Source organism: Microbacterium sp. (genome assembly GCF_036823965.1).
GTDB lineage: Bacteria > Actinomycetota > Actinomycetes > Actinomycetales > Microbacteriaceae > Microbacterium.
On sequence record NZ_DAITBE010000001.1, the window covers coordinates 782,946 to 807,918 of the forward strand.

The 24,973-nt window shown below is 68.5% G+C and carries 24 protein-coding genes; 6 read left to right on the forward strand and 18 right to left on the reverse strand.

Translation table 11 applies throughout. The features are described 5' to 3' along the window. Position 1 precedes the first annotated feature (1 nt). The 6 genes from ruvX to V7Z82_RS03835 form a co-directional block, all read right to left on the reverse strand. Complete coding sequence (gene ruvX, locus V7Z82_RS03810; RefSeq protein WP_334148129.1) at positions 2–475, reverse strand: Holliday junction resolvase RuvX; 474 nt, start codon at positions 473–475, stop codon at positions 2–4. Next, positions 472–3,132 (reverse strand): alanine--tRNA ligase, encoded by a 2,661-nt coding sequence (gene alaS / locus V7Z82_RS03815; protein ID WP_334148130.1) that lies wholly within the window; start codon positions 3,130–3,132, stop codon positions 472–474. Before alaS ends, ruvX begins: the two co-directional genes overlap by 4 nt. A 52-nt stretch (positions 3,133–3,184) precedes the next feature. Further along, a complete protein-coding gene (locus tag V7Z82_RS03820) occupies positions 3,185–3,373 on the reverse strand; it encodes a hypothetical protein (protein ID WP_334148132.1) in 189 nt (62 codons plus the stop codon). 116 nt (positions 3,374–3,489) lie between these two features. After that, positions 3,490–4,119 carry a 30S ribosomal protein S4 gene (rpsD, locus tag V7Z82_RS03825; protein ID WP_282217100.1) on the reverse strand — a complete coding sequence of 210 codons (630 nt, stop codon included), beginning with the start codon at positions 4,117–4,119 and terminating at the stop codon, positions 3,490–3,492. Positions 4,120–4,286: 167 nt separating this feature from the next. Then, positions 4,287–5,627 (reverse strand): replication-associated recombination protein A, encoded by a 1,341-nt coding sequence (locus V7Z82_RS03830; RefSeq protein WP_442927582.1) that lies wholly within the window; start codon positions 5,625–5,627, stop codon positions 4,287–4,289. Between the two features lie 85 nt (positions 5,628–5,712). Further along, positions 5,713–6,573, reverse strand: coding sequence for a CAP domain-containing protein (locus V7Z82_RS03835; protein WP_334148139.1), 861 nt, complete (start codon positions 6,571–6,573; stop codon positions 5,713–5,715). A gap of 183 nt (positions 6,574–6,756) precedes the next feature. On the opposite strand from V7Z82_RS03835, the gene V7Z82_RS03840 reads away from it, so the two are divergent. Next, positions 6,757–7,041 (forward strand): hypothetical protein, encoded by a 285-nt coding sequence (locus V7Z82_RS03840; RefSeq protein WP_334148141.1) that lies wholly within the window; start codon positions 6,757–6,759, stop codon positions 7,039–7,041. 17 nt (positions 7,042–7,058) lie between these two features. Here the strand turns inward: V7Z82_RS03840 and V7Z82_RS03845 are convergent, their stop codons facing one another. Then, positions 7,059–8,297, reverse strand: a complete 1,239-nt coding sequence (locus tag V7Z82_RS03845; RefSeq protein ID WP_334148144.1) for an NAD(P)/FAD-dependent oxidoreductase — start codon at positions 8,295–8,297, stop codon at positions 7,059–7,061. A 232-nt stretch (positions 8,298–8,529) separates the two neighbouring features. Here V7Z82_RS03845 and V7Z82_RS03850 point away from each other — a divergent pair, with 232 nt between their 5' ends. Continuing rightward, positions 8,530–9,894 (forward strand): DUF349 domain-containing protein, encoded by a 1,365-nt coding sequence (locus tag V7Z82_RS03850; protein ID WP_334148145.1) that lies wholly within the window; start codon positions 8,530–8,532, stop codon positions 9,892–9,894. Between the two features lie 64 nt (positions 9,895–9,958). Beyond that, positions 9,959–10,510: a type IV toxin-antitoxin system AbiEi family antitoxin gene (locus V7Z82_RS03855; RefSeq protein WP_334148147.1), complete on the forward strand. Its 552-nt coding sequence runs from the start codon at positions 9,959–9,961 to the stop codon at positions 10,508–10,510. Here V7Z82_RS03855 and V7Z82_RS03860 read toward each other — a convergent pair. The 8 genes from V7Z82_RS03860 to V7Z82_RS03895 all read right to left on the reverse strand — a co-directional run bounded on the left by V7Z82_RS03860 (position 10,497) and on the right by V7Z82_RS03895 (position 19,137). Then, positions 10,497–12,749, reverse strand: coding sequence for a RelA/SpoT family protein (locus V7Z82_RS03860; RefSeq protein WP_334148151.1), 2,253 nt, complete (start codon positions 12,747–12,749; stop codon positions 10,497–10,499). The genes V7Z82_RS03855 and V7Z82_RS03860 overlap by 14 nt on opposite strands. 68 nt (positions 12,750–12,817) lie before the next feature. Beyond that, positions 12,818–13,807, reverse strand: coding sequence for a protein translocase subunit SecF (gene secF / locus V7Z82_RS03865; protein WP_334148153.1), 990 nt, complete (start codon positions 13,805–13,807; stop codon positions 12,818–12,820). Then, on the reverse strand, positions 13,807–15,555 hold the full coding sequence (secD, locus tag V7Z82_RS03870; RefSeq protein WP_334148155.1) for a protein translocase subunit SecD: 1,749 nt from the start codon (positions 15,553–15,555) through the stop codon (positions 13,807–13,809). Before secD ends, secF begins: the two co-directional genes overlap by 1 nt. A gap of 56 nt (positions 15,556–15,611) precedes the next feature. After that, positions 15,612–16,028 (reverse strand): preprotein translocase subunit YajC, encoded by a 417-nt coding sequence (locus tag V7Z82_RS03875; protein ID WP_334148157.1) that lies wholly within the window; start codon positions 16,026–16,028, stop codon positions 15,612–15,614. 72 nt (positions 16,029–16,100) lie between these two features. Continuing rightward, positions 16,101–17,126, reverse strand: coding sequence for a Holliday junction branch migration DNA helicase RuvB (ruvB, locus tag V7Z82_RS03880; protein ID WP_334148159.1), 1,026 nt, complete (start codon positions 17,124–17,126; stop codon positions 16,101–16,103). Beyond that, positions 17,119–17,739, reverse strand: a complete 621-nt coding sequence (gene ruvA, locus V7Z82_RS03885) for a Holliday junction branch migration protein RuvA (RefSeq protein WP_334148161.1) — start codon at positions 17,737–17,739, stop codon at positions 17,119–17,121. Before ruvA ends, ruvB begins: the two co-directional genes overlap by 8 nt. A 9-nt stretch (positions 17,740–17,748) precedes the next feature. Further along, positions 17,749–18,330 carry a crossover junction endodeoxyribonuclease RuvC gene (gene ruvC / locus V7Z82_RS03890; protein WP_334148163.1) on the reverse strand — a complete coding sequence of 194 codons (582 nt, stop codon included), beginning with the start codon at positions 18,328–18,330 and terminating at the stop codon, positions 17,749–17,751. Between the two features lie 45 nt (positions 18,331–18,375). Then, positions 18,376–19,137 carry a YebC/PmpR family DNA-binding transcriptional regulator gene (locus V7Z82_RS03895; protein WP_334148164.1) on the reverse strand — a complete coding sequence of 254 codons (762 nt, stop codon included), beginning with the start codon at positions 19,135–19,137 and terminating at the stop codon, positions 18,376–18,378. An 88-nt stretch (positions 19,138–19,225) separates the two neighbouring features. Between V7Z82_RS03895 and V7Z82_RS03900 the strand changes: the two genes are divergently transcribed. Continuing rightward, entirely contained in the window at positions 19,226–19,912 is a 687-nt protein-coding gene (locus tag V7Z82_RS03900) for a dienelactone hydrolase family protein (protein ID WP_334148166.1), read from the forward strand. A 20-nt stretch (positions 19,913–19,932) separates the two neighbouring features. Here the strand turns inward: V7Z82_RS03900 and V7Z82_RS03905 are convergent, their stop codons facing one another. Further along, the gene (locus V7Z82_RS03905) at positions 19,933–20,811 is read right to left on the reverse strand and encodes a DUF402 domain-containing protein (protein WP_334148168.1); all 879 of its coding nucleotides are present in this window, start codon (positions 20,809–20,811) and stop codon (positions 19,933–19,935) included. A 219-nt stretch (positions 20,812–21,030) separates the two neighbouring features. Here V7Z82_RS03905 and V7Z82_RS03910 point away from each other — a divergent pair, with 219 nt between their 5' ends. Together V7Z82_RS03910 and V7Z82_RS03915 are read left to right on the forward strand one after the other, a co-directional pair. After that, complete coding sequence (locus V7Z82_RS03910; RefSeq protein WP_334148170.1) at positions 21,031–21,957, forward strand: aminoglycoside phosphotransferase family protein; 927 nt, start codon at positions 21,031–21,033, stop codon at positions 21,955–21,957. A gap of 70 nt (positions 21,958–22,027) precedes the next feature. Continuing rightward, complete coding sequence (locus tag V7Z82_RS03915) at positions 22,028–23,410, forward strand: pyridoxal phosphate-dependent decarboxylase family protein (RefSeq protein ID WP_334148172.1); 1,383 nt, start codon at positions 22,028–22,030, stop codon at positions 23,408–23,410. Here V7Z82_RS03915 and pdxT read toward each other — a convergent pair. Both pdxT and pdxS read right to left on the reverse strand, forming a co-directional pair. Further along, entirely contained in the window at positions 23,407–24,027 is a 621-nt protein-coding gene (gene pdxT / locus V7Z82_RS03920) for a pyridoxal 5'-phosphate synthase glutaminase subunit PdxT (protein ID WP_334148174.1), read from the reverse strand. The genes V7Z82_RS03915 and pdxT overlap by 4 nt on opposite strands. Next, positions 24,017–24,916 (reverse strand): pyridoxal 5'-phosphate synthase lyase subunit PdxS, encoded by a 900-nt coding sequence (pdxS, locus tag V7Z82_RS03925; RefSeq protein ID WP_334148175.1) that lies wholly within the window; start codon positions 24,914–24,916, stop codon positions 24,017–24,019. The genes pdxT and pdxS overlap by 11 nt, the downstream gene beginning before the upstream one ends. Positions 24,917–24,973: the final 57 nt, after the last annotated feature.

Sequence of the window (24,973 nt, forward strand, 5' to 3'; positions counted from 1 at the left end):
TTCAGGCGGACTCCTCGTCGTGGGGAATGGTCGCACCGGCCGGGTTCCCGGTGCTCTTCTCCATGTCGATCGCCTGCTGCAGAAGGACGACAGCGGCGATCTGATCCACAATGCTACGAGAGTTCTTCTGAGATCTCCCGGAAGAGCGCAGTGCCGCGTGCGCGGTCACCGTGCTCAGACGCTCGTCGACCAGTCGTACCGGTACGCCCGTGCGGCTCTGCAGCGCCGCGGCGAACTCGCGCGCGTCGACCGTGGATGCGGTGTCGGTGCCCTGCAGATTCACGGGCAGCCCGACCACGAACTCGAGCGGCTCGTACTCCGCGACGAGTTCCGCCAGGCGGTCGATCGACGTCTCGGAGCGCGGCACGGTCTCGACCGGCACCGCCAGCATCCCGTCGGGGTCGCAGCGCGCGACTCCGACTCTGGCACGGCCGACGTCGATCCCGAGCCGCACGCCGCGGCGGAACCCGCTCACGCTGTGTGCAGCTCCTGTGCGATGGCGTCGAGCGCCGCTGGCAGTGCTGCGGCATCCGCCCCGCCACCCTGGGCGACGTCGTCGCGTCCGCCGCCGCCGCCGCCGAGCACGCCGGCAGCGCGCTTCGCGAGCGCACCGGCCTTCGCGCCGGCCGCGCGAGCCGCCTCGTTCGTGGCGATGACCACCACCGGGCGGCCGTTCACGACGGCACCGAGTGCGACGACCGCGGCGTGCGAGCCGAGGCGCTCGCGCACACCGAGCACGAGTTCGCGCACATCGTCGGCCGATGCGACATCTCCCAGCGACCGCGCCGCGAGATGGAAGGCACCGACGCTGACCGCGGCATCCGCGATCGCAGGCACCTGACCTGCGCGCTCCTTCGCCTCGAACTGCGCGATGCGCTTCTCTGCGGCCTTGAGGCTGGCAGCGAGGTCGGCGATGCGCTCTGGGAGCTGTTCGCGCGGCGTCTTGAGCGAGCTCGTGAGCTGCGACACGAGCGCACGCTCGGCGGCGAGCTCGCGGAAGGCGTCGACACCGACGAGGGCCTCGATGCGCCGGTTCGATGCGCCGACCGACGACTCGCCGACGACGCTGACGAGCCCGATCTCCGCGCTCGAGTTCACGTGCGTTCCGGCGCAGAGCTCGCGAGACCACGGTCCACCGATGTCGACCATGCGGACCACGGAGCCGTACTTCTCGCCGAACAGCGCCATCGCGCCTGCGGCCTTGGCCTCATCGAGCGACATGACGCGCGTGGTGACCTCGAGCGCGTCCTGCACGGCGCGGTTCGTGATCTCCTCGATCTCGGAGCGGGTGTCGCCGGAGAGCGCCTGCGACCAGTTGAAGTCGAAGCGCATGTAGCCGGCGCGGTTCAACGACCCGGCCTGCGTGGCGGTCGGGCCGAGCGTGTCGCGGAGCGCCGCGTGCACCAGGTGCGTCGCGGAGTGGGCCTGACGTGCGGCGCGACGGTTGGCCGCGTCGACCACCGTCGTGGCCGCGTCGTCGACAGCGACGCTGCCGCGGGTGACCTCGACCGTGTGACTGATCAGTCCTGGGACCGGACGCTGCACGTCGAGCACCTCGAGCTCGAAGCCCGGTCCGACGATCGTGCCCTTGTCGGCGACCTGGCCGCCGGACTCGGCGTAGAGCGTGGTCTCGGCGAGCACGACCTCGGCGATCTGTCCTTCGGCTGCGCTGCGGACGGGCAGGCCGTCGACGAGGATGCCGAGGATTCGCGACTCCACTTCGAGGGCCGTGTACCCGTCGAACCCGGTCTCGCCCAGCGCGCGCAGATCGCGGTAGATCGACACGTCGGCGAGCTGGCGCTTGCGCCCGAGGGCATCGGCCTTGGCGCGCGAGCGCTGCTCCTGCATGAGCGAGTCGAACGCGGTGCGGTCGACGTCGAGCCCGGCTTCTTCGGCGACCTCCAGCGTGAGGTCGATGGGGAAGCCGTAGGTGTCGTGCAGCAGGAAGGCCTCGGGGCCGCTGAGCGTGGAGCCGCCGCCCTTCTTGGTCTCGTCGAGTGCGAGGTCGAGGATCGTGGAGCCGGCAGCCAGCGTGCGACGGAAGGTCTCCTCCTCGGCGAACGCGGATGCCGACAGGACCGACCAGTCCTTCTCGAGCTCCGGGTACGACGACTTCATGGCGTCGCGGGACGCGGAGAACAACTCGGGGAAGACCGGCTCGTCGACGCCGAGGAGCCGCATGGAGCGAACCGCGCGGCGCATCAGGCGGCGCAGGATGTAGCCGCGCCCCTCGTTCGACGGGCGGACGCCGTCGGAGAGCAGCATGAGCGAGGAGCGGACGTGATCCGCGATCACGCGGAAGCGCACGTCGTCCTGGTGGTCGGCGCCGTATCGACGCCCGGAGAGCTCGACCGCACGGTCGAGGACCGGACGCACCTGATCGGTCTCGTACATGTTCTCGACGCCCTGCTTGAGGAAGGCGACGCGCTCGAGGCCCATGCCGGTGTCGATGTTCTTCATCGGGAGCTCGCCGACGATGTCGAACTCGGTCTTGCCACGGATGTTCTCGATGAAGTCCTGCATGAACACGAGATTCCAGATCTCGAGGAAACGGGAGTCGTCGGCCGCGGGGCCGCCGTCCTTGCCGTACGCGGGACCGCGATCGAAGAAGATCTCCGAGTCGGGCCCGCCGGGCCCGGGCTGACCTGTGTTCCAGTAGTTGTCGGCACGGCCGAGTCGCTGGATGCGCTCCGGCTTCAGGCCGATGATGTCGCGCCAGATCGATTCGGCCTCGTCGTCGGTCTCGTAGACCGTGACCCAGAGGTCCTTCTCATCGAAGCCGAGGCCGCCGTCGGACTCCGCTGAGGTGAGAAGCTCCCAGGCGTACCGGATCGCGCCCTCTTTGAAGTAGTCGCCGAACGACCAGTTGCCCAGCATCTGGAAGAACGTGCCGTGGCGGGCGGTCCGGCCGACCTCTTCGATGTCGTTGGTGCGGATGCACTTCTGCAGATCCGCGATGCGCGGATGCGGAGCAGGCACGACGCCGGTCAGGTACGGGATCATCGGCACCATGCCGGCGACCGTGAACAGCAGTGTGGGGTCCTCGCTGACGAGCGAGGAGGAGGGAACGATGACGTGATCGTTCTTCTCGAAGTAGTCGAGATACCGCTGCGCGATGTCCGCAGTTTTCATAGAGGTCCGGGTGTCCTTGCGTGAAGAAGCCGCACCGAGGCGCGGCGATGGTTCAGTTGTTGCCCGGCTCCGTGAGCCGTGCCTCCTGCTCGCGGTAGGCGTCGCCGATGATCGCGGTGAACCCGTTGATCCGGGCGTCGACCTCGGCGAGGATGTCGTGGCCACGCGGGTCCTTGTTCATGAAATGAGCCGCGACGAAGCCGCCGATCACACCGATCAGGAACCACTGCATGTTCTTCATGACCTCATCCTTGCCCTTGACCCGCGAAGGCGCGGTGCCTCCATCGTAGGCGGAAACGACAGAAGGCGTCGGGAACCCCCGACGCCTTCTGCGTGATTGCGCGTGATGCGCGAGACTCAGCGAGCCGCGTAGTACTCGACGACGAGCTGCACTTCACAGGTCACGGGGACCTCGGCGCGCTTCGGACGACGGAGCAGACGAGCCTGGAGCTTGTCGAGCTCGACCTCGAGGTAGCCGGGAACGGGAGGCAGGACCTCGGCGTGACCGCCGGCTGCTGCGACCTGGAAGGGCTCGGTGCCCTCGCTCTTGGCCTTGACGTGGATGAGCTGACCCGGCTTCACGCGGAACGACGGGCGGTCGACGAGCTGGCCGTCGACGAGGATGTGACGGTGCACGACGAGCTGGCGAGCCTGAGCCGTGGTGCGGGCGAAGCCCGAACGCACGACGAGCGCGTCGAGACGCATCTCGAGGAGCTCGACCAGGTTCTCACCGGTCAGGCCGTCGTGACGACGTGCCTCGTTGAAGGTGTTGCGCATCTGCTTCTCGCGGATGCCGTACTGTTCGCGAAGACGCTGCTTCTCACGCAGACGGACGGCGTAGTCGCTGTCTGCCTTGCGCTTGGTGCGGCCGTGCTCACCCGGAGCGTAGGGACGCTTCTCGAGGTAGCGGGCGGCCTTCGGGGTGAGCGGGATGCCGAGGGCACGGCTGAGCCGGACCTTGCGGCGGTCCTGGGACTTCGTGGTCACGAAGCTGTCCTTCCGATGACGTGGTCGCGTCTTTCACGACTCACGGACGTATCGTCCGCGTTCTGCCTTGGAGCGCACGCCGGGGCGCCAGCAAGGTGTGGTGTGAACGAGGAGATGCCCGAAAACTCGGTTTCGAGCCGGTCAAGTCTAACAGATCGGGTCGCGGCTCATCGATCGCCGAGGATCCGGCGGATCTTCTCGAGCCGCGCCGAGACGTCGCGCTCCGCGCCGAGCGTCTTCGGCACGTAGTACTGGCGCCCCTCGAGCTCGTCTGGCAGGTACTGCTGCGGCACGATCCCGAACTCCGCATCGTGCGGGTACACGTAGCCGCGGCCGTGCCCGAGTCGCTTCGCTCCCGGGTAGTGGGCATCGCGCAGGTGCAGCGGCACTCGACCGAATCCGCCCTTGCGGATGTCGGCGATCGCGGCGTCGATCCCCGCGTACGCGGCATTCGACTTCGCCGTGGTCGCGAGGTACACGGTCGCCTCGGCGAGCGGGATGCGTCCCTCCGGCATGCCGATGAAGGCGACGGCGTCGGCAGCAGCGACGGCGATCACGAGTCCCTGCGGGTCGGCGAGACCGACATCCTCGGAGGCGGAGATGACGAGACGACGCGCGATGAACCGGGGGTCCTCCCCCGCCTCGATCATGCGCGCGAGGTAGTGCAACGCGGCATCCGGATCGGAGCCTCTGATCGACTTGATGAACGCGCTGATCACGTCGTAGTGCTCATCGCCCTGACGGTCGTACCGCAGCAGCGCGCGGTCGACGGCCTGCGCGATGTCGTCGGCGGAGACCTCCGGCACACCAGAAGCCTTCTTGGAGCCGCTCTTCTTCTCGCTCTTCTTCTCGCTCGTCGCGTCGTCTGCGCTCTCCGTCGCATGCGAGAGCGCGACCGCCGCACCGGCCTCGAGACCGGTCAGTGCGCGTCGTGCATCTCCCGAGGCGAGTCTGATGAGCGAGGACCGGGCCTCGACGCTCAGGGTCACGACGCCGTTGAGCCCGCGAGGGTCGTCCACCGCGCGATCGACGAGCAGGCCGATGTCGTCATCGGTCAGCGCCTGCAGCGTGAGCAGCAGCGACCGGGACAGCAGCGGCGAGATCACCGAGAACGACGGGTTCTCGGTGGTCGCCGCGATCAGGATCACCCAGCCGTTCTCGACGCCGGGCAGCAGTGCGTCCTGCTGCGCCTTCGTGAACCGGTGGATCTCGTCGAGGAACAGGATCGTCGTCTGACCGTAGAGGTCGCGCTGCGTGATGGCCTCCTGCATGACCTCGCGAACGTCCTTCACGCCGGCCGTGATCGCGGAGAGCTCGACGAAACGCCGCCCGGACGAGCGGGCGATCGCCTGTGCGAGCGTGGTCTTCCCCGTGCCCGGAGGACCCCACAGGATGATCGAGACCGCCCCAGGGGACTTGGCGTCGGGATCGGCGAGGGCCACGATCGGCGACCCGGCCCGCAGCAGGTGCCGCTGCCCGGCGACCTCGTCGAGCGACACCGGGCGCATGCGCACGGCGAGGGGCGTCTGCCCGGAGAGCAGCGGCGCGGAAGGGGTCACCCGTCAAGGCTACTCGGGGCGGGCGACATGGCCGTCACTGGAAGAGGTCGGCGAACTCGAGCTGTCTGGACTGGCCGGTGGTGCCGATGGAGATCTGGGCACTCGGCGTGGCCGACACCATGCGTGCCTGCCAGCCGATGTTCGACACATGCCCGCGTCCGGACACCGTGTTGTCCGGACTCCACACCCGCAGCGCCTCCATCCGGAGCCCGCGACCGGTCGTTCCGACCACTGCCTCGGTACCTGCGCCCTGCGTGCAGACCGGCGTCATCCATCCGAGGTTCTGCACGTGCGCCTGCAGGCAGATGGTCTTCCCCGCCCGCTGCTGCACCGCCAGGGCCTCCAGTCGAAGGCCCTGCCCTGTGGTGCCGCCGCCGGTGATCCATCCTCGTTGGGCGACGTGACTGCGCACGGAGACGTCCTGGGGCGACACCGTCGGCGACGGTGTCGACACCGGGTACTTCGCGAACACCTGCGTCGCATACCCGTTGACGTAGCCGATGCCGATCGTGGTGTAGTCACCCAGGATGTTCGCCCGATGCCCCGGCGAGTTCATCCACGCTCCGACCACATCGGATGGCGGATAGCCGGATGCGACGTTCTCCGCTGCGCGACTCCACCCGCCTGGGATCTGGCTCGAATACTGCGGGTTGTGGTACATCCGTCCCTCGCGGGACTGAGTCGCCGACCAGTTCCGCGCGACCGTCGTCACGGAGCCGTCCAACACCAGCGGAGCCAGCCCGTTCGCCGCGCGTGCAGCGTTCGTGTCAGCCAGGATGCGTGCGACGTCGCCGTTCGGCGATGGGATCTCGGCCGCACTCACCGACGGCACGACGCCGAGCACTGCGGTCGCGCTGATGGCGAGGGCGACGAGGACGTTCCGGGTCCACTGCATGGGAGCACTCCTGTTCGGACGCAGGCGATCAATGACCACAAAGTATCCGGTCGGCAGCGGAATGGCGACCCTGCTGCGGCGCGCGATGCGTGTGCGCGGAACGCCCGCATCGGCGTGGCGTCGTGACGACGGTAGGCTCTGAGGCGACGTCGAGCGACGACGCAGTGAGGGGAACCAGGGCAGATGGCGGCACGCGGGTCCAAGAACGCACAGCAGCGCGCGCACGCGGAACGTGCTCGCATCCATGCGGCCCGCATCAGCTGGCATGACGGACAGATCCGTCGCCGTGTGCGCGACAACGCGATCGGCATCATCGTCGGCGTCGTCATCGTGGCAGCCGCGATCGCGAGCCAGGTCGTGCACGCCCAGGTGACGGCCCCCGAGCCGACGCCGACCCCGACGATCACGCCGACCGAGACGCCGGCCCCCTCCGACGCCCCGGTCCCGAGCGAGACGCCCGCCGAATAGGCTGCGGCGCCGGCGATTCAGCCGCGCACCGGCAGCACGTACGACGAGGGATCTCCCACCAGCCGCGCTCCCACCAGCGGCAGCAATGAGCCGTAGGCAGACGCATCCCCGACCAGAATGCCGCCCAGCAGCGTGTGGGCGTCCTCCGCGAGCACGAGTTTCTTGTAGACACCGGCGATCGGATCCGCGTACAGCACGTCCACCGCATCCGGCGTGCTCGCGAGCGCGTCGCCGAAGCTGACCACCTCGACGCCGGCCAGCGTGACCGCAGCGGACTCGTCGTACCCCGAGAACGCGACGTCCTCGCCCAGCAGCCCGCCGACGGCGACGTCGGCCATCTCGTACGCCGCTGCGACCAGGCCGACGCAGCGCCCGTCGTAGTTGGCGACCTCACCGATCGCCAGCACTGCCGGGTCGGAGGTACGGCATCCGTCGTCGATCATGATCCCGCCGAGCGGATGCACGTCGATCCCGGCGTTGCGGGCGAGCTCGTCGCGAGCCAGCATCCCGACCGTGAAGATCACGACGTCGACGCGTTGGAACGAACCGTCCTGGTATTCGATCGCGGTCACGGCTCCTGACTCGTCCTGGTCGATCCTGGTCGCTCGCGTGCCGGTGCGCACTGCGATGCCGCGCGCCTGCAGGTGCCGCTTCACGATGCTGCCGGCGGTGCCGTCGAGCTGCGTGGCCATGAGTCGATCCGCGTACTGGATGACGGTCGCATCGACCTCCATCGCCTGCAGCGCGCCCGCCGCCTCGAGGCCGAGCACGCCGCCGCCGATCACGACACCGCGGAGATCGCGCCCGAGCTCGGCGCTGCGCGCCTGGACGAACTCGCGGAGCTCCTCGACGTCGTCGAGCGTCCGATAGGCGAAGCACCCTGGCAGCGAGGAGCCGTCGACCGCGATCCGAGCCGCATACGCGCCGGTGGCCAGCACCAGGGCGTCGTAGTGATGGGTCTGCCGGGATCGCGTCAGCACCGTCTGCGCTCGACGGTCGATGCGGAGCACCCGGTCGTCGATGATCAGCTCGACCCTGTCGTCCTCGAAGAGCGACGCGTCGAAGGTCAGATCCTCCTCCACCGCGCCGAGGAACAGATCGCTCAACCGGGTGCGGTCGTACGGCTGCCGCCCCTCGTCGCCGATCATCGTGACGCGTACCGGCTCGCGCGTGCGCGCCAGGAGCTGCTCAGCGAACCGCCGCGCCGCCATCCCAGCACCGACGATCAGGATCTCGGTGGTGGTGGGACTGTTCATCGATGGTGCTCCTGTCGGCGGCGTTCATGCCGTACTCGTGACGCTAGGCCTCCCGTGTTTCTCGCATGTGACGCGAAGTGTTTCACGCAGCGAACGATCACATCACGGATGGGTAACGGGGTGCCCCGTGCCGGATGCCGCTCAACGCATCCGGCACCGCAGCCGTGCGCGTACTAGGCTGAACCCCGTCCCTTCCCCCCTCCCGCGGGATGACCGCGCAAGGAGAGCACTCTTGTCTGCCACCGAACCAACGAAGCCGACTCCACCAGTACCGGGTCCGCCCGTCCCTGGTCCGCCGCGTCTTCCGGCACCGCCGCGCGTTCCGACGCCGGCTGCCGCCCCCGCAGCACCCGCCGCAGCTCCGTCGAGTGACGGCACCGAATGGGGCCGCGTCAGTGAAGACGGCACCGTCGAGGTCCGCGAGGGCGACGCCTGGCGCGTGGTCGGTCAGTACCCCGACGGAACGCCCGAGGAGGCGCTCGCCTACTTCGTGCGCAAGTACGACGACATCGCCTTCAAGGTGCACGCGCTCGAGCAGCGTCATCAGGCCGGTGGCGCAGCAGCCAGCGACCTGGTCAAGCAGGCCGGCCATGTGCTCGCCGAGGCGACGGATGCGGCTGCGGTCGGCGACCTGGCAGGTCTCCGTGACCGCCTGAACACCCTGACCTCGTCGCTGTCGGAGGCAACCGCTCAGGAGGCGGCGCAGGCCAAGGAGCTCATCGACCAGGCCATCGCCGAGCGCACCGTGCTCGTCGAACGCGCCGAGGCGATCGCCGCCCGCGATCTCAGCAAGGTGCAGTGGAAGCAGGTCACCGCCGAGCTCGGCGAGCTGTTCGACGCCTGGCAGGCGCAGCAGCAGACCGGCCCTCGCCTGTCCAAGGGCATCTCGCAGCAGCTGTGGAAGCGATTCCGCGATGCGCGCGCCGTGGTCGACAAGCAGCGCAGGGCGTTCTACTCCGAGCTCGACGACGTGCACAAGGCCGCACGCGACGCCAAGTCGCGACTGGTCGAGCGCGCAGAGGCGCTTGCCCCTCGCGGCATCGACGGCATCCCCGCGTACCGCACCCTGCTCGACGAGTGGAAGGCGGCCGGCCGCGCTGGACGCAAGGCCGACGACGCACTCTGGGCTCGATTCAAGGCAGCCGGTGACGCGCTCTACGCGGCACGCGCCGAGCAGTCCGCTGCCGAAGAAGCCGAGTCCGGACCCAAGATCGAAGCACGCCAGGCGCTCCTCGAAGAGGCGAAGGCCGTCGCGGACGAGCCGAACATCAAGCGCGCACGCGCGCTGCTCACCGGCATCCAGCGTCAGTGGGACGAGATCGGCCGCGTCTTCCCTCGTGAGAAGGAGCGGGCGCTCGACGACCGGCTCCGCGTGATCGAGCAGGCACTGAAGGCCCGCGAAGAGGTCGACTGGAAGAAGAACAACCCGGAGACCAAGGCTCGTGCGAACGACATGAGCTCGCAGCTGCTCGAGGCCATCGAGAAGCTCGAGTCCGAACTCGCGGCGGCCGAGAAGGCCGGGAACAAGAAGGCCGCGAAGGAAGCGGCGGATGCTCTCGAGGCTCGCCGCACGTGGCTGAGCGCCCTCGGCGGCTGATCACTTCTCCACAGTCGGATCGAACCGATCCTGAGCGCGGGGTGCGCTGCGCCACACTGGCGTGATGCACCCCGCGCTTCTGTATGTGCCCGGCCATCGTCTGAGCCTCCCCGAGCTGAGCGCCGCTCGACTCGACGGAGACGTGGTCGAGATCGGAGACGCATACATCCCGGCCGATCTCCTGGAGAGCCCGGACGTTCGGGCGAGCAGTGTCGCCGGATTCGTGCAGGAGGGCACCGCGGCATCAGGACCCACGGCGGCATGGATCCACGGTGCAGGAGACGCTCCCCCGTCGGTGCATCATGTGCAGCGCGCACGTGTGCGGCGGGTGCGCCCCCGACCGAGTCTGCGGGTGGTCTTCCACGACACAGCCCTGGATGCCGAGGATCTGATGCAGCTCGGCGGCATCGCCGTCGCGGCGCCGAGCCGGACCATGCTCGACCTGGTGCTCGCACTGCACAGGGACGCCGACGCGCTGAGCTGGGTCGAGAGCCTCGCGGAGGCGATCCCCACGGTCCTGGCCGAGACGCGCAACACGCTGGAGTCACTCGAACGCGTGCCGGGGACCAGGATCGGCAGGGAGGTGCTGGATCGGCTGCTGCTCAGGACGTGGTGACGCGGTACACGTCGTAGACGGCATCGATGCGGCGCACCGCATTCAGCACCCGATCGAGGTGCACTGCATCGCCCATCTCGAACACGAACCGGCTGATCGCGAGGCGCTCGTCATTGGTGTTCACGGTCGCCGAGAGGATGTTCACGTGGTGCTCGCTGAGGACGCGGGTGACGTCGGAGAGCAGCCCGGAACGGTCGAGTGCCTCGACCTGGATCTGCACGCGGAACACGCTCTTCTTCGTCGGCGCCCACGAGACCTCGACGAACCGGTCCTGCTCGGACGACAGCGCCTTCACGTTGACGCAGTCGGAGCGATGCACCGAGACGCCGCTGCCACGGGTGACGAAGCCAACGATCGCATCGCCAGGTACCGGCGTGCAGCACTTCGCGAGCTTGACGAGGATGTCGGCTGCGCCTCGCACGAGGATGCCGGAGTCACCGGTGCGCGGTTCCCGCGTCGGCACGCTGCCCGGCAGATCGATCGCCCCGGTGCTCGGGTCGTTCGCCTCGACCAGCGCGGTGACCTTCTCCAGCACCGACTGCGTCGACACGTGGCCTTCGCCGACGGCGGCGTACAGCGCCGAGACGTCTTCGTAGCGCAGCTGCTGTGCGACTTCGGCGAACGAGTCGTGACTCATCAGCTTCTGCAGAGGAAGGTTCTGGCGGCGCATCGCACGAGCGATCGCCTCCTTGCCCTGCTCGATCGCCTCTTCGCGGCGCTCCTTCGTGAACCAGCCGCGGATCTTGTTCCGAGCGCGCGTGCTCGCGACGAATCCGAGCCAGTCCTGGCTGGGACCGGCATCCGGGTTCTTCGAGGTGAAGACCTCGACGACGTCGCCGCTCTTGAGCTCGGACTCCAGTGGCACCAGGCGTCCGTTGACCTTCGCACCCATGGTGCGGTGACCGATCTCGGTGTGCACCGCGTAGGCGAAGTCGACCGGGGTCGCGCTGGCCGGCAGCCCGATCACGCGGCCCTTCGGCGTGAAGACGTAGACCTCTTTCGCACCGATCTCGAACCGCAGCGAATCCAGGAACTCACCGGGATCCGCGGTCTCCGCCTGCCAGTCGGAGATGTGCGCGAGCCACGCCATGTCGGTGTCGGAGGCGCGGACCTCGGTCTTGCCACCGCCGTTCATCCGCTCCTTGTACATCCAGTGCGCCGCGACACCGTACTCGGCCTGCTGATGCATCTCGTGCGTGCGGATCTGGATCTCGACCGTGCGGCCTGCAGGACCGATGACGGTCGTGTGCAGCGACTGGTAGAGGTTGAACTTCGGCGTGGCGATGTAGTCCTTGAACCGCCCGGGCAGCGGCGTCCAGCGCGCGTGGATGGCGCCGAGCACCGCGTAGCAGTCACGGACGGATGCGACCATCACGCGGATGCCGATGAGGTCGTAGATGTCGTCGAACTCGCGACCTCGGATGACCATCTTCTGATACACCGAGTACAGCTGCTTCGGACGCCCGATGACCTTGCCGCGGATGCGCAGATCGCGCAGGTCCTCGTCGATCTCCTCGACGACCTGTGTCAGGTACTTCTCGCGCTGCGGGGTGCGCTGCGCGATGAGGCTGTGGATCTCGTTGTAGATCTTCGGGTGGAGCACCGCGAACGAGAGGTCCTCGAGCTCGGACTTGATGGCCTGGATGCCGAGTCGATTCGCCAGGGGCGCGTAGATCTCGAGCGTCTCCTTGGCCTTCTTCGTCGCCTTCTCCGGCGGGACGAAGCCCCAGGTGCGAGCGTTGTGGAGCCGGTCGGCGAGCTTGATGAGCAGCACGCGGATGTCCTTCGACATCGCGACGATCATCTTGCGGACGGTCTCTGCCTGCGCGCTCTCGCCGTACTTCACCTTGTCGAGCTTGGTGACGCCGTCGACGAGCATCGCGACCTCGTCGCCGAACTCGGCTGTCAGGTCGGTCAGCGCGTAGCCGGTGTCCTCGACCGTGTCGTGCAGCAGGGCGGCAGCGATCGCACGAGGCCCCAGACCCAGCTCGGCGAGGATCTGGGCGACCGCGAGCGGGTGCGTGATGTACGGCTCACCGCTCTGGCGCTGCTGACCGGTGTGCTTCTCCTTCGCGACCGCGTAGGCGCGTTCGATGACCGAGAAGTCGCCCTTGGGGTGGTTGGCGCGGACCGTGCGGATCAGATTGTCGAGATCGTTGACCCTGGACGCGCGCGAGAAGATGCGGGGTACCAGACGCCGCAGGCTTGACCCCTGCGATGTCGACGGTGCATCCGCCATCCACTCACCTCCGAACTACTCAATCCTACGCGGGTCGACCGGGTGGTCGGCCCGCGCGGTGGCGACGATCAGGCCTCGACGGCGGCCTTGCTGCGCGCAGCGCGGACGCGCGCATCGCGCTCCTTGAGCGCCGGCTCGTTCTCGCGGAACAGCGAGTAGAGCGGGGCAGCAACGAACAGCGTCGAGTAGGTCGCGACCAGGATGCCGACGAAGATCGACAGCGAGATGTCGGTGAGCGACTCGGCACCGAGCCAGAAGGCGCCGATGAACAGCACGGCCCCGACCGGCAGGGCAGCGACGACGGACGTGTTGATGGATCGCACCAGGGTCTGGTTCACGGCGAGGTTCACCGACTCACCGAAGAGTCTGGACGAGTTCTCACCGTCCTCTGTGGTGTTCTCCCTGACCTTGTCGAACACCACCGTCGTGTCGTACAGCGAGTACGCGAGGATCGTCAGGAAGCCGATCACCGCCGCGGGCGAGATCTCGAAGCCGGCGAGGGCGTAGACGCCCACCGTGATCATGAGCACGTCGAGCAGACCGATGATGGCCGCTGCGGACATCTTCCAGGTGCGGAAGTAGATCGCGAGGATCAGGAAGGTGAGCGCGAGGAAGATCGCGAGGCCCCAGAGGGACTGCCGCGTGACGTTCTCGCCCCAGGCCGGGCCGATGAACGAGGACGTGACCTCGGCGGGGTCGACCTTGTAGGCCTCAGCGAGGGCGTTCGCGACCTGCTGCGTCTCCGCGGCGCTCATCTGATCGGTCTGCACACGAACGTCGGTGCCGCTGACGATGGCGACCTTCGCAGCGGCGCCAGGGACCACTGAGCGCACGGCGTCGGCCGCGGTGTCCTGGTCCTTGCTGTCGGGAGCCTGCACCGTGAACTGCGAGCCACCGGTGAACTCGATCGAGAACTGGATCGGGCGGATCAGCGGCACGAGTGCCGAACCCACCACCAGGATGATCGCGATGATGAACCACAGACGGCGCTTGCCGACGAACGGGAAGGAGGTCTTCCCCGAGTACAGGTTGTTGCCGAACTCATTCATGGAAGGCATCAGTTGTCTCCCTCACTTCCGGCTTTGTTCGATGGTTCGCCGGCGAGGGCCTCGGCGCGCTTGCGCTCTGCGATCGTCTGCCGGCGTTCTGCCTCTCCGCGCGAGCGGGCGTTCTTCGCACCGCGACCCACCGTGGCCGTGGCCACGGGGCGGAACTGGGAGCGGCTGCGGTAGACCGCGCCGAGCGCATCCGGGTCGAGACCGGAGAGCTTGTGCCCACCGCCGAAGAACCTGGTTCTGGCGAGCAGCTGCATCACCGGGTGCGTGAAGATCACGAAGATCATGACGTCGATCAGGGTCGTGAGGCCGAGCGTGAACGCGAAGCCCTTCACGGTCGAGTCGGCGAGGATGTAGAGCACCACGGCCGCCAGGATGTTGATCGACTTCGAGATGTAGATCGTGCGACGCGCACGACCCCAGCCGTCCTCCACCGCGGAGGTGATCGACTTGCCGTCTCGGAGCTCGTCTCGTATTCGCTCGAAGTACACGATGAACGAGTCGGCCGTGAAGCCGATCGACACGATGAGGCCCGCGACGCCGGCGAGCGACAGGCGGAAGCCCAGACGCCACGCCAGGATGCAGATGACGATGTAGGTGAGCACCGCCATCACCGCGATCGAAGCGATGATGACCGAGCCGAGGGCCCGGTAGACGATGAGCGAGTAGATCGCCACGAGTGCGAGACCGATGAGACCCGCGATCAAACCGACCTGCAGCTGCTGCGTGCCGAGGGTGGCGGACACCGTGTCGTCGCTCTGCACTGCGAAGCTCAAAGGCAGCGCGCCGAACTTCAGCTGGTCGGCGAGCGTCGTGGCGGTCTCCTGCGTGAAGCTGCCCGAGATGCTCGGGCGGCCGTCGAGGATCTGGCCGTTCATCGTCGGGGCCGAGATGACGGACCCGTCGAGCACGAACGCGAACCGGTCACGCGGCGTCTGGCCGTCGATGCGGTTCTGGTTCAGGCGCGTGCTGACCTTGCCGAACGCGTCGGCTCCGTCCGCGTTCATCGTCAGCTGCACGGTCCAGGCACCGGACTGCGGGTCGCGGCCGGCGACGGCGTCGTCGATCGCGGTGCCGGTGAGCTCCGTCGGACCGAGGATGTACTTCTCGGCACCCGTGGGATCGCACGCGATGAGCGGCTGGTCCTGCGGGCCCTTCGACGCGTCGTTCTGCGGGTTGCTGCAGTCGTACGCCTGGAACTCGGCCAAGAGCTTGGGAGTCGCCCACGCGATATCGCTGCCGTCGGTCGGCTCAGGCGACGGCGTCGACTCGAGAGCGGGATCCGGCGTCGGGTACGGCGTCTCGACGCCGTCATCACCGACGAACGACGTGGCGGCAGCGGTCGTCGCGATCACCGCGCGGAACTCGAGCTGCGCACTGGACTGGATCCGATCGCGCGTCTGCTGATCGGCCACACCGGGGATCTGCACGACGATGTTCCGTCCGCCCTCGGTCGTGATGTCGGCCTCAGCGACACCGGAGGCGTCGACGCGCTGGCGGATGATGGCAGCGGCCTGGTCGAGCTGCTCCGCGGTGGGAGCCGCTCCATCCTCGGTCTCGGCGCTCAGGACGATCTGGGTGCCGCCCTGCAGGTCGAGCGCGAGTTCAGGCGACCACGAGCTCGCCGGTCCCCCGTTGGCGTCCTTGAAGACGTAGACGCCCAGGGAGTTGATCCCGAACAGCACCCCCGTGACGAGCAGCAGACCGAGCAGGACCCGCCAGGCATGGCGGACCGGAGAGGATGAAGCCACGTGTGTTCAGCTTTCTAGAAGACCGGAGTTCCGAGAGACCGCGCCGAGGCGGTGGACTACTTGTTGTCTGCGTCGCGCTCGAGACGGGCGCGCGTCTCCTCGGGGGTCTCGACGGCCTGAGCGGTCTCGACCTCGACGACGTCATCAGCGATGACGTCATCAGCGATGGCATCTGCGGCGATGGCGTCGTCGACGACGACGTCCTTCGGCTCGACGATGCGGAGGATGGCCTGGCTGTGGACCTCGATGATGGTGCCCGGAGCGATCTCGACGAGCGCGGGCGTGTCGAGGTCTTCGGGGTCGTACGCGACGATGGTGCCGAAGATGCCGCCCTGCAGGAGCACCTTCACGCCGGGAACCGTCTTGGTCGCCTTCTCCTCCTGCTCTGCCTTCATCTGCTTCGTGCGCTTGCGCGTGTTGAAGATCATGAAGACGAGGAGGACTGCGAGAAGTCCGAAGAGAAGGATTTCCATGGTGGTTCAGCGCCTTTCTTGGTGCACGCACCAGCGTTTGGGCGCACAGACATAACCGTAAGTCTTCAGCGATTATAGGTCATCGAGCTGAAGCGTCCCGTCCGGATGCTTCACCCCGAGGTGCGTGTACGCCTCCGGCATCGCGACACGCCCGCGGGGCGTCCGCCCGAGGAAGCCGATGCGGACCAGGTAGGGCTCGACGACGCTCTCGACGGTCTCGGCCTCCTCGCCCACGGCGACCGAGAGCGTGCTGAGGCCGACCGGGCCGCCGCGGAAGCGACGGACGAGTGCCTCGAGCACCGCACGGTCGAGTCGATCGAGGCCGATCGAATCGACGTCGTAGAGCTCGAGCGCTGCCCGCACGTCGTCGATGGTCGCCGCCCCGTCGCCGTGCACGAGCGCGTAGTCGCGGACGCGGCGCAGCAGCCGGTTCGCGATGCGGGGTGTGCCTCGGGAGCGCCGCGCGATCTCGTTGAGCGAGTCCGTCGGCACGTCGACACCGAGCACCATCGCCGAGCGTGCGATGACACGCTCCAGCTCGTGCTCCTCGTAGAACTCGAGGTGCCCGGTGAATCCGAAGCGGTCGCGCAGCGGGTTCGGCAGCAGCCCGGAGCGCGTGGTGGCGCCGACCAGGGTGAACGGTGCGAGCTCGAGCGGGATGCTCGTGGCGCCGGCGCCCTTGCCGACCATGATGTCGATGCGGTAGTCCTCCATCGCGAGGTACAGCATCTCCTCGGCGGAGCGAGCCATGCGGTGGATCTCGTCGATGAAGAGCACCTCGCCGGGCACCAGGCTCGAGAGCAGCGCAGCGAGGTCGCCGGCGTGCTGGATCGCCGGGCCGCTGGACAGTCGCAGCGGGCGCTCGCTCTCATGCGCGACGATCATCGCGAGCGTGGTCTTGCCGAGGCCCGGCGGACCCGCGAGCAGGATGTGGTCGGCCGGACGGCTCTGGATGCGTGCGGCGTCGAGCAGCAGCTGCAGCTGGCCGCGCACCTTCTGCTGGCCGACGAACTCGCCGAGGCTGGTCGGGCGCAGGGCGCCCTCGATCGCGAGCTCTGTCTCGTCGACCGGTTCGTTGGCGTCGAGAGCGTCAGACACGCGCCTGGCCCCCCTGTGCCGGTCCGAGCAGCGCGAGCGTGCGACGCAGCAGCGAGGCGACCGAACTGCGCTCCGCCTCTGTCGCCTCCGCCGCCGTCTGCGCGGCGGCCTCGGCAGCGACCTTCTCCGACCAGCCGAGGCCGATCAGGGCCGCCGTGACCTGCGTCGTGATGTCAGCGGGACCGCTGGATGCCGCCCGCGTGCTCGGCGCGACCGGGTGCACCTTGCCAGCCAGCTGCAACACGATGAGCTTCGCGGTCTTCGGCCCGATGCCGGAGACGCGGCGGAACGGCGCGTCATCCTCGGAGGTGACGGCTTCGGCGATCTGGTCGACCGTGAGGTGCGAGAGCACGCCGAGCGCGGACTTCGGCCCCACGCCCGTCACGCTGATGAGCAGCCCGAAGATCTCGAGCTCCTCGCGGTCGGCGAACCCGTAGAGCGACAGCGCATCCTCACGCACGATGAGGCTGGTGTGCAGGAGGATCCGCTCCCCCACGGTCGCCGTATGCGCGACATCGGCGGGCACCGCGACCGAGAATCCGACACCGCCCACCTCGACGATGACCTGGTCGGCCGTCGCGAGCAGGACGACACCGTGCAGGGAGGAGATCATCCCCTCAGCCTACGGGGTTGATCGTAGGTATGTTCGAGCGACACGCTCCGCGTCGGCCCACGCGCGCTGCGCCGGAGTCAGCGCGGCCTGCCCTGCGGCACCTGCGGCGCCGCGGCGCCACGCATGACAGAGGGCGATCGCGAGTGCATCGGCGGCATCCGCCGGCTGCGGCGGTGCGTCGAGTCGCAGGATGCGGGCGATCATCGCCTGCACCTGGCGCTTGTCGGCGGAGCCGTAGCCGGTGACGGCGGCCTTGACCTCGCTCGGGGTGTGGGTCGCTGCCGGCAGTCCGTGCTCGGCGGCGACCAGCAGTGCCACGCCACTCGCCTGGGCGGTGCCCATCACGGTGTGCGTGTTCTGCTGGGCGAACACGCGCTCGACGGCGACCGCGTCAGGACTATGCTCGGCGATCACCTCGCGGATCCCGGCCGCGACGATCGCGAGGCGGTCACCGATCTCGGCACCAGGAGACGAGCGGATCACCCCGACGTGCACGAGCGTTCCGCGCCTGGTGCGATCGACGTCGACCACACCGACACCGCACCGCGTCAGGCCGGGGTCGATGCCGAGCACGCGCAGCGAGGAGGTCACTCCCCCAGGCTAAGCCGGACGACCCGCAGCGCCCGTCCGCCGCGCCTAGGCGTCGTCGTTCTCGAGCTCGGCCTGCACCTCGGCGGTGAGGTCGAAGTTCGTGAACACGTTCTGCACGTCCTCGCTGTCCTCCAGCGCGTCGATCAGGCGGAAGATCTTCCGGGCCGTGTCGGCGTCGATCTCGACCTTGAGGTTCGGCACGAATTCGACGTCGGCCGACTCGTAGTCGATCCCGGCATCCTGCAGCGCGCTGCGCACCGTGACCAGATCGCTGGCCTCGGTGACGATCTCGAAGCCCTCGGCGTGCGGTTCGATCTCCTCGGCGCCCGCCTCGAGCGCCGCCATCATGACGTCGTCCTCGGTCGTGCCCTCTGAGCCGACGACGATGACGCCCTTGCGGCTGAAGTTGTACGCGACGCTGCCGGGGTCGGCGAGGGTTCCGCCGTTGCGGCTGAGCGCCGTGCGCACCTCCGCCGCGGCACGGTTCTTGTTGTCCGTCAGACACTCGATCATGAGGGCGACGCCGTTGGGTCCGTAGCCTTCGTACATGATCGAGAGGTACTCGACGGCCTCGCCGCCGATGCCTGCTCCGCGCTTCACTGCGCGGTCGATGTTGTCCTTCGGGACGGAGGTCTTCTTGGCCTTCTGGACGGCGTCGAAGAGGGTCGGGTTGCCCTGCAGGTCAGCACCGCCCAGCTTGGCGGCGACCTCGATGTTCTTGATGAGCTTGGCCCAGGACTTGGCGCGCCTGGAGTCGATGATGGCCTTCTTGTGCTTCGTGGTGGCCCACTTGGAATGCCCGGACATATGTCTCCGCTCGTCGTATCCGCCCAGGAGCTCGCACCCAGGGCATCGTCTATTCTAACGAACTGCTCGAGTGGCGCAGGATGGAGACATGCGCAGATCCCGTCACATCACCCCGACCGACCGCTCATCCGACGTGCGCGACGACGAGCCGACACCGGCCGATGCCCTGCGCTACCTGATCCATCTGCCGGACGACTACGACGCCGATCCGGGCAGACGCTGGCCCCTCGTGCTGTTCCTGCATGGTGCGGGAGAGCGGGGTTCCGAGCTCGACCTCGCTGCGACGCACGGCCCGCCGAAGCTCGCGGATGCCGGCCACGACTTCCCCTTCATCCTCGTCACTCCCCAGTGCTCCGAGTCGAGTCAGTGGGTCGCGGAGCTCTCGACGCTGTCCGGGCTGCTCGACGAGGTCATCGCGGCGCACCGGATCGATCCGGCACGCATATCGGTGACCGGACTCAGCATGGGCGGATACGGAACCTGGAGCCTGGCTGCGCGCTATCCCGATCGGTTCGCTGCGATCGCGCCGATCTGCGGCGGGCTGTGGTTGCAGAGCGCCGCGCCGATCCGGAGCGTACCCGTCTGGGCATTCCACGGCGACGCCGATGATGTCGTGCCGATCTCCGCGACGGAGCAGATCGTGACCGAGCTCCGGTCGCTCGACGCCGACGTGCGGTTCACGCGGTATGCGGGCGTCGGCCACGATTCCTGGACGGAGACATACGAGAATCCGGAGTTCTATGACTGGCTGCTCTCCCACCGGCGCACCAGCTGACGTCCCGGCGGGTCGCTCGCTCAGCCCTCGACGCTCCTCGTGCCGGAGCGTGCACGCGCGGCAGCCATCGCGGCCGTTCCTGGCAGCACGAGCGGAACATCGGCCTCCCCGTCCGGCATCCACTCGTCCCACCCATCGTCCAACGGCCAGGCGGCATCGATGACGAGGTCCGCTCCCGCGTGGTCCGCGAGCACACGCACGGCCTCGGCCTGCTCCGGCGAGAACCGGCCCTGGTCGACCGCGGCTGCGAGTTCGTCCGCGTCCTTGAGCCAGACGTCCTCCTCGCCACGGTGCTCGGCGTCGATCCACAGATCCAGCACGAGATCGCGGGTGAACACGGCCGCCTCCTCCCCCGCGATGCGTCGGTGCGGAAGCTCGATGTTGACGTATACGCCGTCGGCCGTCCCGTCTTCACGCCGGAAGAACCACACCGACCACGGCTTTCCGGTCGGTGCGACTCGCAGGATGCCCGGCCCCGTCCAGGTGCCCTCGACGGCCTGCCACGGCACCAGGAAGCGCTCCTCGAGCGGGACCTCGCGCGGGTGTCGGCCGTCGGACGGAACGGCGTCGAGGCGAGCCGACCCCGACGGCGTCCAGGCCACGAGTCCGCGGTCGTCATCTCGCACGACGCGCGCCGTCTCGAGCACCCGTCCGTAGCGCCAGAGGATCTGCTGCCCGATGGCGAAACGTGGCGCAGACGAGCGGCTCGACGCGATCGACCGCTCGTACGCGGGGTCCGCGTGAGCGGCGGCCTGGTCAGGCGTGTCGAGCTCGGCGATCGCCTCGGCAAGCGGACGACTCGCGGTCGCGATCCGCGCCCAGTCGGCACCGCGTCTGCCCACGAGTTCGACCGTGCCTCCGCTCGCGCTGACTCCGGTCGTCCCCAGTGGCGTTCGCATGCCGCCACCGTACCCGGCGCGCCGGCGGCGGCTCCGCACCCCGCGGTGATTCGATCGAGGACGCGGCGATGGAAGCGCCACTCCCCTGCGGTCTGCGGGGAAGCCCGCCCAGGGCATCATCTATTCTGACGAACCACCCCGACGCTCCGCCGCGGCAGCGTGCGGGGACTCACCCTTCGGGCGAGCCGGGCTGACACGGAACGCGAGAGATGGAGCCGGATGATGATCACAGGCGCTGACCGACTGCGCCCCGGCTGGGAGACCCTCCCCTCGGAACTGCGGGCACGTATCATCGCTGCGATCGGCGGGACCTACGTGTCCGACGCCCCGGCGCACGGCGGGTTCAGCGCCGGATATGCCGGTGTGGTGACGACCAGCGCCGGGCGGGCCTTCGTCAAGGCCTGCGCGGCCGATTGGCACGCGGACTCGCGTCACTTCGTCCAACAGGAGATCGAGATCCTGGCGCTTCTTCCCCCGACGATCGCCCCGGCAGTCATCGCTGCCATCGACGGCCTGGCCGGCACCGCTCTCGTGATCGAAGCCATCGATGGCAGGCACCCGGGCGATCCCTGGGCGGTCGACGACCTTCATGCGATCGCGGCCGTCCTCGGGCGACTCGCCACGACACCCGCCCCGGTCGGGATGGTCGGCGCGGAGGCCCGGCTGGTACCGGGATTCACCCGCTGGCGGGATATCGCCGCCGATACGCGCCTCCTCGGCGGGCTGCCCCACTCGCTCCGCAACCGGATGCCGGACCTGCTGCATCTCGAGAAGAGCTTCCAAGCGGCAGTCACGGGCGACGTCATCGTTCACGACGACGTCCGCGCCGACAACATCCTGATCCGACATCACCGAGCACATCTGCTGGATTGGCCGCACGCGCGTCGAGGCGCCGCGTGGATCGACGTCCCCGGCTTGCTGCCGAGCATCGAGGCGTCCGGCGGCCCTCGCTGCGAGGATGCCTGGCGCATCTTCGAAGAGCACGGCGCACCGCCAGCTGAGGCGCTGCTCACTGTGACCTCCGGGTTCGCCTCGTATTTCTGGTTCTGGCAGGGGCAAGCCGACATCCCGGAGCTCCCGGGTCTGCGCGCCTTCCAGCGCGCTCAGGCTGTGCCGGCCCTGCGCTGGCTGACCACGATGCTCTGACTCGACGATCCGGTGCACGGCTCCCGAGATCGGTGTGGCGCGAGACCGGCCGCGGGTGTAGTCCTGACGCATGGACCAGCGTGGCTTCGACGACAGAACACGTGCGCTCGCCGCCGCCCACCGTCGCGCGACGGAGTTCCTGGGGAGCCTCGACGACCGACCGGTATGGCCGCGTGCGAGCCTCGACGAGATGGTGGATGCCTTCGGCGGACCGCTTCCTGACGATGGCACCGATCCGGCGCAGGTGATCGAGGAGATCGCGACCAACGCCGACCCCGGACTCGTCGCGATCCCCGGAGGACGATTCTTCGGCTTCGTGATCGGCGGCACGTACCCGGCGGCACTCGCCGCCGATTGGCTCGTCTCGACCTGGGACCAGAACTCCGGCTCCTCGGCGTTGGCTCCTGCGACGGTCGCCATGGAGCGGGTTGCGGGCGGGTGGATGCTGGACCTCTTCGGCCTGCCGGCCTCGGCGAGCGTCGGGTTCGTCACCGGTGGGCAGCTCGCGAACTTCACCTGTCTCGCGTCGGCGCGCCAGGCTGTGCTGGCCAGGACCGGGTGGGACCTGGCCGAGCGCGGGCTGCGATCTGCGCCGCCACTGCGCTTCGTCGTCGGCGCAGATCGCCACAGCTCCATCGATCGCGCTGCGCGCTTCCTCGGAATCGGACGGGCGGAGCTGATCATCATCGACTCCGACGACCAGGGACGGATGCTGTCCGACGCGCTCGAGCGCGAGCTTCGCGTGAGCACGGGACCCTTGATCGTCTGCCTGCAGGCCGGGGAGGTGCACACCGGCGCCTTCGACGACTTCCAGACGCTGATCCCGATCGCTCGGGCACACGAGGCCTGGGTGCATGTCGACGGAGCCTTCGGACTCTGGGCTGCCGCCTCTCCGGCGCTCCGATCGCTCACGGCGGGCATGGAGCACGCGGACTCCTGGGCGACCGACGGGCACAAGACCCTCAATGTGCCGTACGACTGCGGCATGGCGATCGTGCGCGACCCCGCCGACTCGATCGCCGCGTTCCGCACCGGCGGTGACTACCTGATGTACACGGGGCTCGACCCGTGGGACGTGACTCCCGAGCTCTCCCGGCGTGCACGCGGTGTGCCGGCCTGGGCTGCGCTGCGCAGCCTCGGCCGCTCCGGCATCGTCCAGCTGATGGACCGGCTGCACGCGAACGCCCTGGCGATGGCGTCAGGACTGCGCTCCATCCCGGGAGTGCACGTCGTCAACGATGTCGACTACACCCAGGTCATGTTCCGACTCGACGACGACGACGCCACGCGCGCCCTCGGTCGCGCGATCCTCGACGAAGGGACGGCAGCGGTGACCGGGGCGGAGTGGCGGGGCCGGGCCACGCAGCGCTGCTCGATGTCGTCGTGGGCCACGACGACCGACGACATCGACCGCACGGTGGCCGCGATCCGAGCACTGGTGTTCGACGCCTAAGCGTGCGTCGATTCCCGTGTCAGGGCGAACGTCTCTGCGAGGTCGAGGAAGCGCTCGTGGAAGCGCGTCTCCCCGTCCACCTCCGGGTGGAAGCTCGTGCCGAGCAGGCTGCCCTGCTGCACGGCGACCACGGTCCCGTCAGGCAGCGATGCCAGGACGTCGACGCCGGCTCCGACACGTTCGACGACGGGGGCGCGGATGAAGGTCGCGTGCACCGCCGGCTCGCCGAGTGCAGGCACGTCGAGGTCCGTCTCGAAGGACTCGGTCTGGCGACCGAACGCATTGCGCCGAACCGCGACGTCCATGCCGCCGAACGACTCCTGGCCGTCGATGCCGTCGAGCACGTCGTCGGCGAGGAGGATGAGCCCGGCGCACGTGCCGTACATCGGCATCCCCGCAGCGATCGCCGCGCGGATCGGCTCCTGCATCCCGAACAGGCGCGAGAGCTTGTCGATCACGCTCGACTCGCCGCCCGGGAGCACCAGGCCGGAGACGGTCGCGAGCTCGTCCGGACGGCGGACGAGCACGACCTCGGCGCCGAGCCCCCTGAGCAGGGCGGCGTGCTCCCGCACGTCGCCCTGCAGCGCGAGGACTCCGACTCGAGCGTTACCAGCCACGCTCGGACAGGCGGTGCGGCGCGGGCAGGTCGGAGACGTTGATGCCGACCATCGCCTCGCCGAGTCCGCGAGAGACCTCCGCGACGACCTTCGCGTCGTCGTAGAACGTGGTGGCCTTGACGATCGCCTTGGCCCGCTCAGCCGGGTTGCCGGACTTGAAGATGCCGGAGCCGACGAAGACGCCGTCGGCGCCGAGCTGCATCATCATCGCGGCATCCGCAGGCGTCGCGACGCCGCCGGCCACGAACAGCACGACCGGGAGCGTGCCCGTCTCGGCGATCTCGGCGACCAGCTCGTACGGTGCCTGCAGTTCCTTCGCTGCGACGAACAGCTCGTCCTTCGTCATGGACCGCAGCACGTTGATCTCGGAGCGGATCTTGCGGATGTGCTTCGTCGCCTCGGAGACGTCGCCGGTGCCGGCTTCGCCCTTGGAGCGGATCATCGCCGCGCCTTCGTTGATGCGGCGGAGCGCCTCACCGAGGTTGGTCGCACCGCAGACGAACGGGACCGTGAAGCCGAACTTGTCGATGTGATTCACGTAGTCGGCGGGCGACAGCACCTCGGACTCGTCGATGTAGTCGACACCGAGCTCCTGCAGGACCTGGGCCTCGACGAAGTGACCGATGCGCGCCTTCGCCATCACGGGAATCGACACCGCGTCGATGATGCTGTCGATCATGTCGGGGTCGCTCATCCGTGAGACGCCGCCCTGCGCACGGATGTCGGCCGGCACCCGCTCGAGCGCCATGACGGCGACCGCGCCGGCATCCTCGGCGATCTTGGCCTGATCGGCGGTGACGACGTCCATGATGACGCCGCCCTTGAGCATCTCGGCCAGGCCGCGCTTCACGCGCGCTGATCCGGTGGTGGCCTGTTCGGTGACGGTCATGACGGTCCTCTCGGAAGAACGGATCGCATGCATTGCGCGATCCAAAGTCAGATTTGA